This window comes from Synechococcus sp. R5-15, assembly GCF_047462035.1.
Lineage (GTDB): Bacteria > Cyanobacteriota > Cyanobacteriia > Thermostichales > Thermostichaceae > Thermostichus.
In genome coordinates this window covers 1-18087 of record NZ_JANSIK010000070.1, presented here as the reverse complement: position 1 = coordinate 18087, position 18087 = coordinate 1, and the positions used below count along the sequence as shown (strand labels likewise).

Sequence of the window (18087 nt, the reverse complement as noted above, 5' to 3'; positions counted from 1 at the left end):
CCCCCTGATGGTATGGCACAAGCGAGGTTACATCCATGGCGCTGCCTAGCTTGCACGAGTTTCCTTGGCTGACCACGGTCATCGCTTACCCTGTGTTGGCCGCCCTATTTATTCCCCTGATCCCAGCACCGGCTGGGGATCCCAGTACCCGCGCCTACGCACAAAAGTTGGCCGAGCGGATCCGCTGGTTTGCTTTGTTCATTGCGGTCACGGATCTGCTGATTCTGCTGGCCGGCTTCTATGTTGGCTACGATCCCGGCCAGACAGGTTTGCAACTGCTGGAGCGCTACACCTGGGTACCCCAAGTGGGCTTGAGTTGGTCGGTGGGGGCTGATGGCCTCTCCATGCCCCTGATCCTGCTCACGGCGTTTATCACTACCCTAGCCATCTTGGCCGCTTGGCCGGTTACCCTTAAGCCGCGCTTGTTTTACTTTCTCATGTTGGCTATGTACGGCGGCCAGATTGGGGTGTTCGCCGTGCAGGACATGCTGCTGTTTTTCCTGATGTGGGAATTGGAGCTGATCCCGGTGTACTTGCTCCTCTCCATTTGGGGTGGGGCAAACCGCCTCTATGCGGCCACCAAGTTCATCCTCTACACGGCCCTCAGCTCCCTGTTTATCTTGGTGGCAGGTCTGGCTATGGCCTTCTACGGGGATCCCATCAGCTTTGACATGACGGATCTGGCCCACAAGACCTATCCACTCACCTTCCAACTGCTGATGTATGGGGCCTTCCTCATTGCCTATGGGGTGAAGCTGCCCATTTTCCCCTTGCACACTTGGCTGCCCGATGCCCACGGCGAGGCCACTGCGCCGGTGCACATGTTGCTGGCCGGGATCCTGCTCAAGATGGGGGGCTATGCCCTGATGCGCATGAATGCGGGCATGCTGCCGGATGCTCATCTTTACTTTGCGCCGGTGCTGATCGTGTTGGGGGTAGTGAACATCATCTTTGCCGCCCTCACCTCTTTTGCCCAGCGCAACCTGAAACGGAAGATCGCCTACTCTTCCATCAGCCACATGGGCTTCGTGCTCATCGGTATCGGATCCCTGACGGAGATCGGCATGAGCGGCGCCATGCTGCAGATGATCTCCCACGGGCTGATCGGGGCCAGCCTGTTCTTTTTGGTGGGGGCCACCTACGACCGCACCCATACGCTGGAGCTGGAGGAAATGGGCGGCGTTGGCCTGAAGATGCCCAAGATCTTCTCCATGTTCACCGCCTGCTCCCTGGCTTCGCTAGCCCTACCCGGCATGAGCGGCTTTGTGGCCGAGATCATGGTGTTTATCGGCATGGCCACCACCGATGCCTACTCTCTCCCCTTCCGGTTGGTGGTGGTTTTCCTGGCAGCAGTTGGGGTGATCCTGACCCCCATCTACCTGCTGTCGATGTTGCGGCAGATTTTCTTTGGCCCGGAGAACAAAGAGCTCACCGAACACGAAGAATTGGTAGATGCTGAGCCACGCGAGGTGTTCATCATCGCCTGTCTGCTGATCCCAATCATCGGCATTGGGCTCTACCCCAAGCTGGTGACCAGCCTCTACGACCAATCCACCAACGCCTTGGTGGCGCTGCTGCGGCAGGAGCTGCCTCAAACTGGTGAGACGGTTGCCCAAGCTCCTGCCCTCTACAACAACTGAATGTTGAATTTGAATTGAGAATTGAGGGATGGAAGGAGATCCACTCTTTTTCTATCCCGCATTGGACTTGTGGCTCTCGCCAGCTTGAACTTGCATCCAGCCGAACAAAGTTGCGATTGTCAGTTGGATCCCTGAGGCGAAGGCAGGAGTGGGGATCACCTCTTGGGGATCCTCATGCACCGTCGGCTGCTGCCCGGCAGGGTAGGCGAAAACAACCCTTTCTTCGGGAGCCACGATCCACCCCATTTGGCAGCCGTGATCCAGGCCGATCAAGATTTTTTTGACCAGCTTCATTGGATTTTGATCGGGAGAGAGAATCTCGATCATCCAATCCGGGCAAAAGGGGATGAGATTTTGAATGGTGCCATCTTCATCCACAGGGATCCGATCCCAGGGGATCACAGAAATATCGGGCACAATCGCGTATCCGGCGAAGGTGCAGCGCAGCTCTGGAAATGCCATTCCCAGTTGAGAAGGCTCCAACATCTCGTTAATGAAGCTACCCAGTTTTAGTTGGAGACGGCTATGTTTTCCCTGTGGCATGGGCTTCTGGATAATTTCTCCTTTGATGAACTCGCTGGCGGGCTGAGTTTCCGGCTGTTGTAGAAAGTCTTCCAGAGTTAGAGGCTTGGCAGATAGACTGACCATGGCTTTCTCCCATCACGCTGCTATCCGATTAACAATAGACTGAGAAAGTATCAAAGCTGATCAAATCAAAACAGATCCCTGTCACGTTGTTGCCAAGTCATTTGGCGGTCATAAGGGCTTTTGCCGGAAAACAACCCCATCAGCGGCCCCAAAATGGCCCCAAACACAAAACCGCCCGCATGGGCCCAGTAAGCAATTCCCCCACCCTGCATACCGATATTGGTAGGCGTCTGTAGGCTGGCAATGCCGTAGAAAGCTTGCTGGATGAACCAAAAGCCTAGGAACACCCAAGCCGGAACGTAGAGGGTTGTGATGAAAATACCCAAGGGCACCAGGGTCAGGATCTCGGCCCGTGGAAAGCGCAAAATATACGCTCCCAATACGCCGGCAATGGCACCACTTGCCCCCAGTGAAGGAATGGGGGATCCCATATCGAAAAACCACTGCGTTAATGCAGCCAAAGCTCCGCAAGTCAGGTAGAAGATGAGGTAGCGCACATGGCCCAAGCGATCCTCAACGTTGTTGCCGAAAACCCACAAAAAAAGCATGTTCCCGCCAATGTGGAGAAAGCCCCCATGCAGAAATTGTGAGGTGAATAGGGTTACCCATTCTGGACGCGACGAAGAGGTGATCTCCCCTCGAAAACTGGCCGTCAACTCTATCGGTACCACTGCCCACTCCCGGAAAAAAGCTGCCAGCTCTTGTGGCGACAGGGTTAGCTGGTACAGAAAAATTAAGATGTTAACGATCACCAGGGCATAAGTGACATAGGCTGTGCGGGTGGTTGGGTTGCGATCTTGCAGGGGTACCACAGTTAAGATCCAGTCGACGTCACCCTCTAGCCTAACCTGTCCTTTCCCACCCCCCCAGGCTCACCTCTAAGCCCCTACCTGAGGCTACACTGGGGTAGTCGGCTGGGAGCTATGCTTGCAGACGGATCCCTTGCCGACGAACGCATCTCGGCCAAGCTCGCTCGGCAGAGAATGGACTACAAGATAAGGATTTAGAGGAGTGGATTGATGCCCGAGGTTGAAAGCGCCACTGCCCCGCTCAAGTTTTTGATCGTCGAAGATCATCCAGAGGTGGCCCAGAACAACTGTGAGTGGCTGCAACGGATTGCAGCCGATGCTCAGTGCATTACGGTCACCAACCCTATGGACGCCATCCTGCGCTTGCAGCGGGAACAACCAGACTTGGTTGTAGCCGATCTGCTCTACGGTCAAACCAGCGGGGAGCAGTCTGCCGAGCCTGGCCTAGAGTTCCTGCGTCATATCTTTGAGAACTACCCCACCTTGAATGTGATGGCCTATTCCAGCGAGCCGCTGCTGCTCACTCCATTGGTGGGCCTGATCAGCAAACACCAGGGTGGGTTTGCCGCGGTCAACAAAATGGAACGGCGCACCGTGTTTTTGGAGGGGGCCAAAAGTGCCCTCAATGGAGAATTGCGCATGCCGCGGGAGTTGCGCGGTCTTACGAAGCTGACAGAACGAGAAATTGAGGTCTTGAACTTGCTCTGCAAAGAAGCCCTCACCGACCAAGCCATTGCCGATCGCATTCACACCAGCAAGAAGACCGTACAAAACTGTATCCAGAGGCTCAAAGAAAAGTTGGATATTTTCGGCTCTGAGGATGAGATCAATGCTCGCGTTGCCATGTGTATGACAGCCGTTCAGAAAAAGATTATCCAGTGGTGAAACAGAATAGATTATGAGTTTGTCTCTGTTTGTCTCTAAACACTACTTTGGCATAGATTGCCAATGGAGCTTATCCAAGAAGTGAGGGGGGATAAGTGATGTTATTAGAGGCCGAGACAAAGCTGGTACGGGATAAGTCACTGGGATACCTCGTAACAACAGAAGAAACGCCAATCGAGAAATGGAGCCCTTTTACTTTGCTGATGCGTGTTGTGTCGGTATCTTTATCTACATTGCTACTTATTGGACTTCCTATCTTCGCAGTTCTATCGGCAATACTTTCTGCCTTAGGGACATGGATCCCTAGCACTTTGGCCAGTGGCATACCTCCTATTGCTATGGCTTTTTCTGGATTGTTGGGTGGTTTATCGATGCTTCTTTGGTACTATTGGTACTCAAATCAACCCTATAAATCTAGGGTTGTTATTTTGAGCAATGGCTTCATTTATCATGACATCTATCGTGACATCCTAGGAAAGCAGAACAGACTTGCCTATAGGTATAACGAAATTGTCTCAGTGAACGTGGACTTCAGTAAGAAGAGTGTCGGTTTTGTCAAATCAGAATGCTACCCATACTACAGCTACTACATCAATTGCCAAGGAAATCCTGTCGTATCTATATCTTCCCCGTCTTTGCCTTTGATGAGGTATGTAGCCAGCTACATTTGCTCCACGCGCTGGAAAGGCATGAGAGAAGCAATTGAGCGTGGACAAGAGGTTTCATTTGGATGCGTTGCCATAAGTAGGGAGTACGTTAGAGTCAAGGATTTCGGTTCTTCAGAGCGATTGTTATTTAGGATCCAGGCTATCAAAGAGATTAAGCTGTGCATTGATAGTGAGGATGGTTACGTATTCCGCCTGGAGTTTATCTCAGGGTCTAGGTCAACAAAGAGCTCTGATTGTTACTTCCGCTGTGACAAGGTAGATAACTTCCATCTATTTTTCAAGACACTCAAGCTTGTGGGTATCCCTATGAACCTTTCTGAGCTTCCAGCACGTCTCACCTTTGAGAATCATATTAGACAGGCAACAGATGGCTAGACACCAACCGAATGGAGGAGGCACCGATCTTTGGGTACAGCCTTTCCAGGAGATAAGCGAGGTAGTACTGCACGGCAAAGACAAAGAGCACGCATGAGGAAAAAGCAGGCTTCCATAGCTTCCGCCTTTATTTCCTCGAGACGACTGGGCGCCGGACAGCTTTCAACTTGGATCAGTGGATCCCCAGTGCAGAGGCAAACACACTGTGGCCCACAATGGCCTCTACCACAACACTTATGGCAAACCCCAACATGGCCAGCCGTCCGTTCCATCGCTCCGCCTTCTCCGTCCAGCCAATCTCCCACTCCGGCGGGGTATCGCCGTCTTGACCGTACTGCGGCACGTACCGCGGGCGACCGGCGCCTTCCCAGCCAGCAGGGCGCTTGGAGTTGAAGAAAGCCATCGAGCCAATCACAACAGCGGCCACCAGCCCGGCCACCATGACGGCAATGTAGGGGAGGAAGGGATTGTCAAGCATCATCGGACTGTCGAGATAGGGATAGATAGGGATTGAAGGGTGAAAAAGCTCCCAAAAAGGGTAGAGCTGTAACATCTCAAAGCCGAAGAGAAAGTCTGTGAGATGTCCAATGTGGCTCTACCGAAAAGTTCTTCGACAAATTATTGCAGGTTATTGCAGACCTAGCCACTGGGCGAGAGTGCTGGCAAAAACACTGTGGCCCAGCACCGCTTCTGTAGCAATGCTGATCACCAAGCCCAACATGGCCAAGCGTCCATTCCAACGCTCCGCTTGCTCTGTCCAGCCTGGGATCCAGTCGTTGGTGGTGTCGTAGTACTGGGCAACAGAAGCGGAGTCCAGACGAGAAGGGATTCTGGGAGACGATTGCATTGCTAATACCTCGTATTGGTTGCTGTAACCAAACTTAACACAAAGTTACATTTTGTGACAAGCTTCGCTTTCAGGTCAGGGAGGAAGGGATCCCTGGATGCTGGAAGGGATTGGGCGGATGGGTTTGCCGAAGGCTGGCCGGAAGCGATGTCATACTGAGGGAAGCAGGCTTTTTGCGCAGACCATGGCGGTATCCCCCCTTTCTTCTCTCAAGCTTGACCATTCTTTCGATCTGGCTGCCCAGGTGCGGTCAGATTTTCCGATTTTGCAGCGCCAGGTCAACGGCCACCCGCTAATCTACTTTGACAATGCCGCCACTTCTCAAAAGCCACTGGCGGTTATGCAGGCGATGGATCATTACTATCGACACTGCAACGCCAACGTGCATCGTGGGGTCCATACGCTGAGCAACGAAGCCACAGATGCCTATGAGGGGGCGCGGGAAAAGATCGCTCGTTTTGTGAACGCGCCTTCTCCTCAGGAGATCATTTACACCCGCAATGCCAGCGAAGCCATCAATCTGGTGGCCTACAGTTGGGGCTTGAGCCATCTGGAGCGGGGGGATGAGATCGTCCTCTCGGTGATGGAGCACCACAGCAACCTAATCCCGTGGCAATGGGTGGCCCAGAAGACGGGAGCCCACCTCAAGTTCATCCAGATCACGCCAGAGGGAGAGCTGGATCTGGAGCACTACCGGTCTTTGCTCAGCGACCGCACCCGCTTGGTGGCGGTAACCCAGGTCTCCAACATGCTGGGATCCATCAATCCCGTCCAGGAGATGACTGAGCTGGCCCATCGCTACGGGGCCAAGGTTTTGCTGGATGCCTGCCAGAGCGTGCCCCACATGCCTGTGGATGTCCAGGCGCTGAATTGCGATTGGCTGGCCTTTTCGGGGCACAAGATGTGTGGCCCGACGGGGATCGGCGTCCTCTACGGCAGGCGGGAGCTGCTGCGAGCGATGCCTCCCTTTTTGGGCGGGGGAGAGATGATCGCCGATGTGTACTGGGATCACGCCACCTATGCGGATATCCCCCACAAATTTGAGGCTGGTACGCCGGCGATTGCCCAGGCGGTGGGGTTAGGGGCAGCCGTAGATTACTTGAGCCAGATCGGTCTGGAGCGGGTTCATGCCCACGAACAAAGGTTGATTGCCCACCTGTTGGACGGGATCCAGCGCATAGCGGGTATTACGGTTTATGGCCCCAAGGATCCGGCGCGACGGGCAGGGCTGGTCAGCTTTTCGGTGGAGGCCGTCCATCCTCACGACCTGTCTACCTTGCTGGATGAGCAGGGCATTGCCGTTCGAGCGGGGCACCACTGCACTCAACCCCTCCATCGCTATTTGGGAGTACAGTCCACTGCCCGAGCCAGTGTTTACCTGTACAACACGTTGGCGGAGGTGGATCGCTTTTTAGACGTGTTGGCAGAAGCGGTGGAGTTCTTCGGCGCTGCCCTAAGCTAGGGATCCGGGATAGACCTCTGAAGAGATGAGGTAGACTCATGCCTTGGGATCTGGGGCGGTTCTGGAACACGCTCACCTACTATGAGGCCCTGCCTTGGGCTGAGGTGTGGCGTCGGGTTCAAAATGGGTTCCAGGCCGTGGAGGATGATTTTGTGCCACCTTCTCTTTCCGAGCCGGTCGCTATCCAGATAGGGGTGGTGGGGGAAGGTTTGCCTGACGGGTTGGCGGAGGCCCTGCGGCAGCAGGGCGTGGAGGTGAGCCATACGCCAGATTGGGCGACAGCAACCGTGATCCTAGGTTTGGGGGATCCACCAACGGCCAAGGCTTATCTGGAGCAATTGCGCAGCAGTGGGCAAACGGAGCGAATGCTGTTCGACTTTCGCCGGCCCAACCCAGATCTGAACCGGTTTTGGGGCATTTTGGACGATGTGGTGATGGGCGGGGTGAGCCAAAGCCAGTTGCAGTGGGGGGAGGGGCAGCTTCTGTTTACAGGGCAAGTTTCCACGGCCAACTTTGGGGGGTTTGTTTCCACGCGCACCCGCAATTGGCAGCCGCCGCTGGACTTGTCGGGGTTTGCCGGTCTGGAGCTGCGCCTGCGAGGGGATGGGCAGCGGTATAAGGTCTTACTGCGGGATCAAGGCGGCTGGGACAGCCCCGCCTACGGCTATGCGTTCGACACTGCGCCGGGAGAAGAGCAGACCGTTCAGATCCCCTTTGCGGAGATGGTTGCCACGTTCCGCGCCCGCCTTGTGCCTTCGGCTCCTGCGCTCAATACTCGCCAGATCTGCTCTCTGCAGGTGATGTTGAGCAAGTTTGAGGCGGATGGCCGCTTGAACCCCCGTTTCCGACCGGGGCCTTTTCAACTGGGCTTGCGCTGGATTGGGCTGTATCGTCGGGAGCCTCTGCCGCAATTGATCGGGGTGGCGCGGGGATCCCTTGCCCCGGAGTGGATAGCTGCCCTGCAGGGTAGCTCCAGCCGTTGGTGTGGGGTGGAGATTCCGGTAGAGACAGAGGGATCCGCTCTGGCAGCCCAGTTGCTCCGCCTCCTGCGCTCGCCTCAGAGCGTGGGCCGGGTGGTGTCTTCAGAAGCTTTCCATGCCTAGCTTTCTGGGCCGCCTCAAGGGATCCCTGGGGATGGGGCTTTTGGCCGGCCTGTGGCTGTGGGTAGGTCAGGGGATCCCCTACCTGTTCGACTGGGATGAGCTGATCTACGCCAGCTTGGCGCGGCAGATGCTGGCCAGCGGGGATCCTTTCTCGTTGGCCATCAACGGGGAGCCTTTTTTCGAGAAGCCCCCTCTCTTTTTTTGGCTGCAGGCCCTGTCCATGGCTGTTTTAGGGATGAACGAAGGGGCAGCGCGCTTGCCCAATGCTTTTGCTGGCGGGATCACGGTGGCGCTGCTGGTGGGGTGGGGATCCTGTCTGGGCGGGATGGGGTTCGGCTGCCTATGGGGGATCTTGCTGCTGACGGGCTACCTGCCCTTGTTTTTTTACAAAACTGGTCTCATCGACCCGCTACTCAACCTGGGCATGGGTGTGGGGCTGGGATCCCTTTGGGCCGCCGAGGAGGCCTGGCGGGCCGGGTACTCTGGACGCAGGTGGAGAGCGGTGGGGGCGCTGGCCCTGGGCTTGGCAGTGTTGGCCAAAGGGCCGGTGGGGCTGGTGTTGCCCCTGGCTGTCTGGATCCTCTACAAGCTCTGGCAACGGGATCCTCCCCTTCGATGGGGGGAGAGCCTGGTTTTCCTCAGCCTAGCTGTGGCTGTTCCCCTCACTTGGCTGGCGTTGGAGGGGGTGCAACGGGGGCCAGAATGGGTGGAAGAGTTTGGGCGCTACCAATGGCGCATCCTCACCAGCTCAGATGGGCATCCCGGCCCGGTTTATTTTCATCTGTTGGCCTTTGCCCTGGGGTGCTTTCCCTGGGGCGCTCTGGCTTTGGCCGAGATCCTGCAGCCCATCCCCAGGAGCGTGGGCTCGGTGGATTTGACTCGGCGGGCAGAATCTCTGCTGTTGGTGGCTTTTGGGGTGGTGCTGGCCCTGTTTTCGCTGCTGGTGCAAACCAAGCTGGTTCACTACACCTCGCTGCTGTACCCCATTGGGGCCTACTTTGCTGCCCTGCGCTTGCAGCGCCTGGTTGCTGAGAAAAGAGGGCCCAGTTTTTGGGAAAGTGCCTGGATCCTGCTCAGTGGCTTGTTTTGGCTGGCCCTGTGGCTGTTGCTGCCCTGGCTGGGATCCCAGGACCCCGCTGGGCTAGTCCAAGCATGGGTCTTTGCCGGCATCCCTGACGACTTTTCCAGCAGCTTGGTGCTGGGATACCTGCAGGCTGAGGTGGAGTGGCCGGTGTTGACCTACGTCCCCGCCGCGATCCTGCTGCTGGGAATTCTCCTTTGGAGTCGAGGACGGCGGCGGGCTTGGGGCTGGACAGTTTTGCTCTTGGCCACGGGACTGAGCGCCCAACTGGCCTGGTGCTGGGTCTTCCCCCGCCTGCTGCAACACACCCAGGGGGGAGCCGTCCACTTTTTCCGGCAGTTTGCCACTTCCGAAAACAACGCCCAGCCGGCTCTCTCTGGAACGGTGGGCCTGTACGGCTTTCGCTCTTTTGTACCCTATTTTTATGGCCCGCTGCAGGTTCCCTACGCCGCCAGCCCAGAAGAGCTGGCCGACTGGCAAGCCCAGGGGCAGGCGCCCGACTACCTGGTTACCTGGGATCCCTTTGTAGCTGAACTTACAGCTCCCGAGGGCGAACAGGCAGCCATTCTGGGATCTTGGCGGGTCGTCGAGCGCCGCAGTCCCTTTTGGCTGTTGAAAAAAACCTCTTCTCCTCCCTAGGCCCCAGATGAGCCAGTACGTGCTGCGCATCAGCGATATTCCTGCCCAAGATCGTCCCCGCGAGCGGCTGCTCAGCCAAGGGGCAAGGCACCTCTCCCACGCCGAGCTGCTGGCCATCTTGCTCAACACTGGCCAGGGGCCGGGCAAGCTCTCGGCAGTCGGCCTCGCCCAGTTGCTCCTGAAAAAATTGGAAGCCCAAGGGGATCCCTTGGCCCAACTGCGCCAGGTGGAGGCAGGGGAGCTGCTGCAAATTGAAGGCATTGGCCCGGCCAAGGCAGCAACGGTGTTGGCCGCCATCGAGCTGGGGCGACGGGTGTTTTTGGGTCGCCCGCCAGAACGCACGGTGATCGAGTCGCCGGAACAGGCAGCCATGGCCCTGAGCGGCGACCTGATGTGGGAGACCCAGGAGCATTTTGCCGTTTTGCACCTAGATATCAAGCACCGCCTCATTGGCCAGCAGATCGTAACCCGGGGGACAGCCACCGAAACCCTCACCCATCCGCGGGAAACCTTCCGCAGCGCCATCAAGCAAGGAGCCAGCCGCATCCTGGTGGCCCACAACCACCCTTCCGGCAGCTTGGATCCCAGCCCAGAAGATCTTGCCCTTACCCGGCAACTCTTGCAGGCGGGGCAGCTGCTGCAGATCCCGGTTTTGGACCACCTCATCTTGGGCGGCGGACAGTTCCTCAGCTTGCGCCAACGCACCACCCTTTGGCAGGAGTTTCCCCAGCCGGAGTAAGCCTCACCCTCTCCCAGAGGGAGAGGGGAGTAATGCAACGGAAATGTTTCATTCATTACTGTATTCGCCACCATTTATTCGCCACCATTTGGGTTGACCACGCCCAAGGGATCCCTGTGTGTGGGCTCTCAAGAATCGGGGAGTGGCTCAAAACGCATCCCCACCTTGAGCTGGCCGCCATTGACCAAGTCCCAAGCGGACTGTTCTTTTTTGCCGGGCAGTTGCGCCCGTCGAATCAACAGGGATCCCTCTCCTGTGGCTACGTAGATCCCTTCTCCTCTGGCCAACCCCACCACTTCTCCGGGACTGCCCTGGGGGATTTCAGGGGGTGGCGAGTGCAGTTGGGGAGAGGCAGAGCGGACAATTTTGATCCGCTGCCCCCTCAAACTGGTGAAACAGTTGGGGGAAAAGGCGCGGATTTGGTTGTGCAAGGCCTGGGCAGGGTGCTGCCAGTCGAGGTGAAAGTCTTGTTTTTTGAGCAAAGGGGCGTAGGTTGCCCGGGATCCATCCTGAGGAATAGGGGTGAGTTCCCCTTTCTCCAATTTCAGGAGTGTTTCCACCAAGAGTTCTGCCCCCAGTTGAGCCAGTTGGGGTGCCAATTCTAGGCTGGTTTGCTCTGGCCCAATGGGTAGCTTGGCCTGGAGCAGGATGGCCCCCGTATCCATTCCCTCATCCATGAGCATGGTGGTCACGCCGGTCTCGGTTTCTCCGTTGGCAATAGCCCACTGGATGGGGGCAGCGCCACGATAGGCGGGCAGGAGGGATCCATGCACATTCACACAGCCCAGCTTGGGCATCTGCAACACCGTCAGGGGCAAGATCTGGCCGTAGGCCACCACCACAAACACATCGGCAGCCAGCGCCTCCAGAGCCGCCAGCACTTGGGGATCCCGCCGCAGGCGGACAGGCTGCCACACCGGGATCCCGTGGGCCTGGGCGAGAACCTTGGTAGGGGGGGGAAGCACCTTTTGTCCCCGTCCCTGGGGCCGATCCGGCTGGCAGATCAATCCCACCACTTCAAAGGGGGACTGCGGCTGCAACAGGATCTGCAGCGAAGGCAGGGCAAACTCTGGCGTGCCGAAAAAAACAACCCGCATGGCCAACCCCAACGAGCACTGTCCTTCAGAATACGCTCAGCCAGCGGCTGCAAACGCTCGGCTACTTACTATCTCCTCCGTCAACTGACACCCGGAGATTCAGTCTGGGAGGCAGGAGAAGGGGGTGGCGGCTTATCCAGCGGAGAGATTTCTCTCTCTAAGATGGGGGATCGCCCGGTCAAGGGCACCTGCGGGGACTGCCAAAAGGCAGGCTGTTTGAGATCGAACTCTTGGCTCCAGGCCGGGAAAAAAGAGCCCAGTTTCTGCCCAGAAAGCCGCAGCCGTTGCAAAAAAGTCCATTCCAGACGGGTTAAGGCTCGCCGCAGAAAATCCCTAGCCCAATCCGGATCCGGGGCTTCTGCCGCCTGCAAGTTCACCTGCAGGAGGCCCAGTTTGGGATGGAAATGAACCCGTGCTTGGATCCCTTCTGGACGCAACAGGTAATTGAACACCTGCTGGATGGCCACCTCATCCCCCCGCTGAGCGCGATACAGAGGGCTGTTGGGGTTGGGCTGGGGCTGGTAGCGCCACTCGCAGTGCCATTCTGGGATCCCTTCATTGGCCAGAAAGCCAAACAGCTCCACCTGACGCTGCCTGTGGGTCAGCGCCATGTGCTCCAATGCCGGCGAGAGGCTCCCCAGCAAAGCATTCGGCTCAGGCAAGGGATCCCCTTCTAGACGCAGCAACAGGCGGTGGCCGGAAAGCCGCGCTTGTACCTGAAGATGGCCCAACCCCAGGGATTCCAGAGCTTCTTGCAGATCGGCCAAAATGGTGGGCAGAGGAGCCTGGACATCCAAAGAATCGCTCACCGACAAAAGATCTCCAACAAGCCGTAACTCAACCTAGCCAATTTCCTAGGTTGCTTGGATCCCTGGGATCGCCGGCCAAGATGGCCAGATCGATTCACCTCAGTTGCTAGACCCCCAGGATCAGGCGAGCTGCAGCGAACTGAGTTAACCTCAGCAACGGCTACAGCCCATAGAAATCCGGCCCGGATCCCTCGTAGCTGGGGTTGACCCGCAAGTTTAAGTGGGGACAGATGATCTCGCAGGTGCGGCACTGGATGCAGTTTTCCAAAGACATGGCATGGGAGCGGATGCCATTTTGGTCGCGGATGTGGTGTACCTCGGCTGTGCAGTCGGCCACGCAGGGGGTGGGGCGATTCAGCTTGTCGTAGGTGGCGATGCACCGGCGGCAGGTTTCGGCGTCGAACTCCAGGATGTGACGGTTACCCTCGGGGTAGCGGGGATCCGCAAAAAAAACCGCATCGGGCCGCGAGAAATAGCCCGGTCGAGAGGCCAATTCCTGGGGAGCCAAGGTTGTGGGGGCCACAAAATCCGCTTGAATGGCAGCGTGGGGGGCCACATAGCCTCGCGGGGGTGGCTCGCTGGGGCTGACCCGCCCGGTGAGCAGGGTGTAGGCGCGCAGAGTTTCTCGTCCGCGGCGAACGGGATCCTGCAGGCCCCAGCGCAGGGATCCCAGCCAGGGGTGGCCGGCATCGACGCTGCGGCACACCTGAGGTAAATATTCTTCCAGCAGGCGGGAGTTTTCCAAAAAAGCCTCGCGGAAGTAGCGGCTGCGGTAGAGGTTTTGCCCCACCGCACTTTCCATCACCGCCCTTTGGTAGTCGGCCTGGATGCGCAGATCCCCTTTCAAGAAGCCATCGTGAATGAGGCCCGCCGCCAGATAGCCGGTTTCCATGGCATTATCCACCCCGGCCAAGCTGCCCACATCCAACACCCCCAGCGCATCCCCCAACAGCAGGGCTCCCTCAACGCCAAACCGGGTGGGCAGGCTGTGGTAGCCCCCTTCGGGAATCACGGCAGCCCCATATTTGAGCAACCTGCCGCCAGCAATTAGGGACTGGATCCAGGGGTGAGCCTTGAACTCCTGCAGACGTTGCTGGGGGTTGAGGTTGGGGTTTTTGCTGTCGAGGCCGATGATCAGACCCAAAGCCAGGCGATTGTCTTTGAGGCCATAGACAAAGCCCCCGCTGAAGCTGCCATCCAAAACCGGGTAGCCCAGGGTATGCCACACCTGCCCCTGCAGGGACTGGGGGATCTGCCACACCTCTTTGACCCCCACCGACCACAATTGCGGGTTGGGGCGCAGTTGAAACTTCTCGATGAGATCTTTGGAAATGAAGCCTTTGTCGCCGAAACAGGTGAGTTCGGCAAAGATGCAATCTTCGTAAACTTGGCCGGAATCGCTTGCCCGTACCCCGATCACCCGCTCCCCCTCGTAGAGGATTTCATGGGCGGCAAAGCCGGGGAACACATCGAGGGTAACATTTGGGATCCCTTTGGCTTTTTCCTGCAGGGTTTCGGCCAGCCAACGGATGACGTGGCTGAGGGTGAGAATGAACTGCCCCTGCTTGCGAAATCCCGGCGGGATCACCGCTTCCGGCAGATCCCAGCGCTGTTGGGATCCCAGCACGCTCAAGTGATTGGCTTCCACCCGGCCTTCGTGGGGAAATCCTTGGCTTTCAAAATCGGGGAAGAGCTTGGCGATCACTTGGAGGTTGCAGATGGCGCCACTGACGATGTGACCGCCGAATTGGCGGGCTTTTTCCAAAATGGCAATAGAGATTTTCAGCCCAGAGAGCTTGGCCAGATCCAAAAGGCGGTGGGCCAAGATCAAGTTGGAGGAGCTTCCCCCCACCAAAAGAAGGTCGTAGCGGATGGCTTCACTCATAGTCCCCCACACGGTAGCTCTGGATACCCTGCCTGTATCCTAAAAAGGGGAAGGGGAAAGGGGGCAAAACTTTAGACCTTCTCAAGCCTCTGGTTGAGCCGCCAGCAAAATGATTGTCATTGGCTTAATGTCGGGCACCTCTGTAGACGGGATCGATGTAGCCATCGTCCGCATCGAGGGCGACGATTCCCTACAGTGGGAGTTGATACATTTCCAAACAATCCCCTATTCCCCGACGCTGCGGGCAGAGATTTTGCGGGCTGCGAATCCCAAAACCGGCACGGTAGATCACATCTGCACCTTGAACTTTCGCTTGGGTCGAGCTTTTGCGGCAGCGGCCTTGCAAGGGATCCAAGCGGCCCATCTTACCCCCCAACAGATCGATCTCATCGGCAGCCATGGCCAAACCCTTTGGCATAACCCCGGTGGGCCAGAAGCTTCGACTTTGCAAATCGGTGAAGCTGCGGTGATTGCCGAGCTGACCGGGATCCCGGTGGTGAGCAATTTTCGGGCGCGGGACATGGCGGCAGGAGGTCAAGGCGCACCTTTGGTAGCTTTTGTGGATTGGCTGCTGTTGAGGCATCCCCACCTTCATCGTGTGGCCCAAAACATCGGCGGCATTGCCAACCTCACCTATCTCCCCAGCCTCTGCAGTGGGGGATCCCCCTTGGCCTTCGACACTGGCCCCGGCAACATTTTGATCGATCTGGCGGTGATGCGGGCCAGCCAAGGACAACAAGCCTTTGATCGCGATGGAAAATGGGCTGCCCAAGGCCAAGTCCACTGGGAAAAAGTTGCAGAATGGATGCGGGATCCCTATTTTCAAAAGGCACCGCCCAAAACCACTGGCAGAGAGTATTTTGGATCCCTTTATTTGGAGCAAATTTGGACCCAATTTATATCTGCTCACGACTGTATTGCCACCCTCACAGGGTTTACGGCCTGCTCCATTGCCCAAGCCTATAGGGACTTTTTGCCCGCGACCCCAGATCAAGTTATCCTCAGCGGTGGCGGCACCCAAAACCCTGTTCTCATGCAACTGCTGCAGGAGCAACTGCCGACCACAACCCTGTTGACTTCCGACCAAGTGGGGATCCCTTCTAAGGCCAAAGAGGCCCTTGCCTTCGCGGTATTGGCCTATAAAACCTGGCAAGGTAAGACCAACAATTTACCGGAAGCAACTGGGGCAAGACATGCTGCCATCTTGGGCCAAATCACACCCTCTTGTCGTAACCAGTCCTAACTCATCCGTATCGTTATCTCCAACAAGCTTGAGCCATTCCTCATACTCCCGAGGAAAGAGAAATGTCCGGAATTGCGGCGGAGCCTCTGCCGAATCCAGATCTCGCTAGGATGTCACGCAAGGCTGAGAAAAGCGATAAAGTTACCTTGCCAAGATCTATAAATCAAAAGCCCTAGTTCTTATGAAGGATCGTCCTCTGCCTCCACTTCTGCTGGCAATCATGATTTTTAATTTCTTCATTCTTTTGAGCTGTAGTGTTGTACGGCATCACCTGTTTCAGTCTGGAGGATACGATCTCGGCATCTTTGACCAATCCATATATCTAATCAGTCGAGGAGAGATTCCATTTTCCACCATTCGAGGGATCCACATCTTGGGAGACCACGCAGCCTTTATTCTCTATCCCATCAGCTTTTTGTACCGCATTGTCCCCTCGGTCTATTGGCTGTTTGGGCTCCAATCCCTGGCGTTAACCTTGGGAGCATTGGCTATTTATCACCTTGCACTTCAGGCCAAGGTCGATCCCGGCCAAGCAATGGTGATTGCCGGGGCCTATCTTCTCTACCCGGCCATTTTTAACGCCAACCTTTTTGATTTTCATCCAGAGGTCATAGCTGTTCCTCTTTTCTTGGCGGCTGTGCTCTGCATTCGCTCTGGAAAATTGTGGGGGTTCCTTCTCTGTTTGAGCGGCATCCTCGGCTGTAAAGCAGTGTTGTCTCTCAATGTTGTCGCCCTGGGAGCCTGGCTGTTGCTTTGGGAAAGAGGACGAATTCAAGAACGCTGGCAATGGCGCTGCCAAGTGGGCGGCTGGACGGCAATTGCGGCAGGATCGGCTTGGTTTGGGATAGCCACTTTTGGGATCATCCCTTACTTCAGCGGCAGCGAGCCGGCAGCCGTTTCTCATTACGACTATCTAGGGAATTCTGTTGCGGAAATTGTTCAAGGTTTAATCTTGAGACCGATGCTGGTTTTGAGCAAAGTCTTCTCTCTGGACACCCTGTTTTATGGATTTTTATTGGTTGCGCCTTTGGCTTGGGGCCTCTCTTGGCGACACTGGGATCCCTGGATCCCTGCCCTGCCTACCCTGGGTTTGAATATACTCTCCAGCAACCCCGCCTATCGAGATCTGGTGCATCAGTACGCTTTGCCTATCGTTCCTTTCTTGTTCTTAGCTGTCATCGAGAATGTGAAAAATCACCTCTTCCAGAGCCATTTTATAAAAGATGGAAAACTGCCCCTGATCTGGTCTTCGCTGGCCTTTTTGGCCTTGGGGAAATACACCTTTTTCGGCTCGATTTATCTCAGCTCCCTGGACACTTGGCAGGCAACCCGACAGGCTCTTGCCCAGATCACCACCCAAGGGGGCGTCCTCACCACCCACGAGATCAGCCCTCACCTCACCCAGCGACCTGTAATCTACTTTACAGACGAGGGCCGCTTCAATGGATCCCCGCCCTCTCAGTGGGATCCCTTTGATTATGTGTTGCTCAACACCCGTCATCCGGGGTGGCGCAGCACTCCAGAGTTCTCCCGCATCCTGATCGAAGCTTTACAGAAGGAAACCCAGTTTCAGCTTCTGTACCATCAAGATGGGGTGTATTTGTTCTCTAGGTTACGAAAAGAATCCTAAGAATCGCTATTCAAGGACTGCAGGCCACTTCTTCATTCGCAGTTGATTCAGCAATTGATTCACTTGACATCAGGCAAGTCCTCTTCCCATCGTAACAAACGGTTAAGAAACTGCCGCCTCAATCTAAAGAAACTGTTTAGACCTGCAAGGCTTAACCTAGCCTTGGTCTCCTCTTAACGTTGTAGTGCCTAATTCTGATGCGCAGATAGACTAGCGCAGGGAGTGGGTCCTTTTTATAAGACTCGTCAAGTTTCTAAACAAAACTTGTCAAGACAAGAGGAGAAGTCAACATGAGTATCCATTCGCATGGCCCTAAGCTTCGTCCTGGGGACGAGCCTATGTGTAACCACTCTCCCAACCCCACTTTCAGCAGCATCCTGGAGAGCCGTTTGCAGCGGCGTCAAGTGTTGCAGGGGGGAATTGCTGCAGCGGTGGCCACCTTTTTTGGCTTGCCTGCGGTAAACTACCCGGCTCCGACCGCTAAGCGGTACGGAGCGGGCTTTCAGTAGCCCTGAGCCTGCTCTGCT

The 18087-nt window shown here is 56.4% G+C and carries 17 protein-coding genes; 10 read left to right on the top strand and 7 right to left on the bottom strand.

Annotated elements, in window-relative coordinates:
• Window positions 1-35: 35 nt before the first annotated feature.
• Window positions 36-1640, top strand: coding sequence for an NAD(P)H-quinone oxidoreductase subunit 4 (locus NW839_RS06600; RefSeq protein WP_414331642.1), 1605 nt, complete (start codon window positions 36-38; stop codon window positions 1638-1640).
• A gap of 51 nt (window positions 1641-1691) precedes the next feature.
• Here the strand turns inward: NW839_RS06600 and NW839_RS06595 are convergent, their stop codons facing one another.
• Both NW839_RS06595 and NW839_RS06590 read right to left on the bottom strand, forming a co-directional pair.
• The gene (locus NW839_RS06595) at window positions 1692-2288 is read right to left on the bottom strand and encodes a Uma2 family endonuclease (protein ID WP_414351994.1); all 597 of its coding nucleotides are present in this window, start codon (window positions 2286-2288) and stop codon (window positions 1692-1694) included.
• A 65-nt stretch (window positions 2289-2353) separates the two neighbouring features.
• On the bottom strand, window positions 2354-3100 hold the full coding sequence (locus NW839_RS06590; RefSeq protein ID WP_414342387.1) for a rhomboid family intramembrane serine protease: 747 nt from the start codon (window positions 3098-3100) through the stop codon (window positions 2354-2356).
• Between the two features lie 207 nt (window positions 3101-3307).
• Here NW839_RS06590 and NW839_RS06585 point away from each other — a divergent pair, with 207 nt between their 5' ends.
• Complete coding sequence (locus NW839_RS06585; protein WP_414342386.1) at window positions 3308-3982, top strand: response regulator transcription factor; 675 nt, start codon at window positions 3308-3310, stop codon at window positions 3980-3982.
• Between the two features lie 98 nt (window positions 3983-4080).
• On the top strand, window positions 4081-5025 hold the full coding sequence (locus NW839_RS06580; protein WP_414351995.1) for a hypothetical protein: 945 nt from the start codon (window positions 4081-4083) through the stop codon (window positions 5023-5025).
• A gap of 172 nt (window positions 5026-5197) precedes the next feature.
• On the opposite strand, the gene psb35 is transcribed toward NW839_RS06580, so the two are convergent.
• Together psb35 and NW839_RS06570 are read right to left on the bottom strand one after the other, a co-directional pair.
• Window positions 5198-5506 carry a photosystem II assembly protein Psb35 gene (gene psb35, locus NW839_RS06575; protein ID WP_414331646.1) on the bottom strand — a complete coding sequence of 103 codons (309 nt, stop codon included), beginning with the start codon at window positions 5504-5506 and terminating at the stop codon, window positions 5198-5200.
• A 147-nt stretch (window positions 5507-5653) separates the two neighbouring features.
• Complete coding sequence (locus tag NW839_RS06570; RefSeq protein WP_011433585.1) at window positions 5654-5872, bottom strand: hypothetical protein; 219 nt, start codon at window positions 5870-5872, stop codon at window positions 5654-5656.
• A 184-nt stretch (window positions 5873-6056) separates the two neighbouring features.
• On the opposite strand from NW839_RS06570, the gene NW839_RS06565 reads away from it, so the two are divergent.
• Genes NW839_RS06565 through radC form a run of 4 tightly spaced genes read left to right on the top strand, consistent with a single transcriptional unit; the run spans window position 6057 to window position 10896 of the window.
• Complete coding sequence (locus NW839_RS06565; protein WP_414351996.1) at window positions 6057-7334, top strand: cysteine desulfurase; 1278 nt, start codon at window positions 6057-6059, stop codon at window positions 7332-7334.
• A 38-nt stretch (window positions 7335-7372) separates the two neighbouring features.
• Window positions 7373-8437 (top strand): CIA30 family protein, encoded by a 1065-nt coding sequence (locus tag NW839_RS06560; protein WP_414351997.1) that lies wholly within the window; start codon window positions 7373-7375, stop codon window positions 8435-8437.
• On the top strand, window positions 8430-10157 hold the full coding sequence (locus tag NW839_RS06555; RefSeq protein WP_414351998.1) for an ArnT family glycosyltransferase: 1728 nt from the start codon (window positions 8430-8432) through the stop codon (window positions 10155-10157). Before NW839_RS06560 ends, NW839_RS06555 begins: the two co-directional genes overlap by 8 nt.
• 7 nt (window positions 10158-10164) lie before the next feature.
• Window positions 10165-10896: a RadC family protein gene (radC, locus tag NW839_RS06550; RefSeq protein ID WP_414329627.1), complete on the top strand. Its 732-nt coding sequence runs from the start codon at window positions 10165-10167 to the stop codon at window positions 10894-10896.
• A 128-nt stretch (window positions 10897-11024) separates the two neighbouring features.
• On the opposite strand, the gene fmt is transcribed toward radC, so the two are convergent.
• From fmt to NW839_RS06535, 3 genes are all read right to left on the bottom strand, one after another.
• On the bottom strand, window positions 11025-11993 hold the full coding sequence (gene fmt / locus NW839_RS06545) for a methionyl-tRNA formyltransferase (protein ID WP_414351999.1): 969 nt from the start codon (window positions 11991-11993) through the stop codon (window positions 11025-11027).
• A gap of 80 nt (window positions 11994-12073) precedes the next feature.
• Window positions 12074-12802, bottom strand: coding sequence for a hypothetical protein (locus NW839_RS06540; protein ID WP_414352000.1), 729 nt, complete (start codon window positions 12800-12802; stop codon window positions 12074-12076).
• 160 nt (window positions 12803-12962) lie between these two features.
• The gene (locus NW839_RS06535) at window positions 12963-14687 is read right to left on the bottom strand and encodes an electron transfer flavoprotein (protein ID WP_414352001.1); all 1725 of its coding nucleotides are present in this window, start codon (window positions 14685-14687) and stop codon (window positions 12963-12965) included.
• A gap of 109 nt (window positions 14688-14796) precedes the next feature.
• On the opposite strand from NW839_RS06535, the gene NW839_RS06530 reads away from it, so the two are divergent.
• The 3 genes from NW839_RS06530 (at window position 14797) to NW839_RS06520 (ending at window position 18069) form a co-directional block, all read left to right on the top strand.
• Entirely contained in the window at window positions 14797-15930 is a 1134-nt protein-coding gene (locus tag NW839_RS06530; RefSeq protein WP_414352002.1) for an anhydro-N-acetylmuramic acid kinase, read from the top strand.
• A 181-nt stretch (window positions 15931-16111) separates the two neighbouring features.
• Window positions 16112-17560 carry a DUF2079 domain-containing protein gene (locus NW839_RS06525; protein WP_414380534.1) on the top strand — a complete coding sequence of 483 codons (1449 nt, stop codon included), beginning with the start codon at window positions 16112-16114 and terminating at the stop codon, window positions 17558-17560.
• Window positions 17561-17898: 338 nt separating this feature from the next.
• Complete coding sequence (locus NW839_RS06520) at window positions 17899-18069, top strand: hypothetical protein (protein WP_414343072.1); 171 nt, start codon at window positions 17899-17901, stop codon at window positions 18067-18069.
• Window positions 18070-18087: the final 18 nt, after the last annotated feature.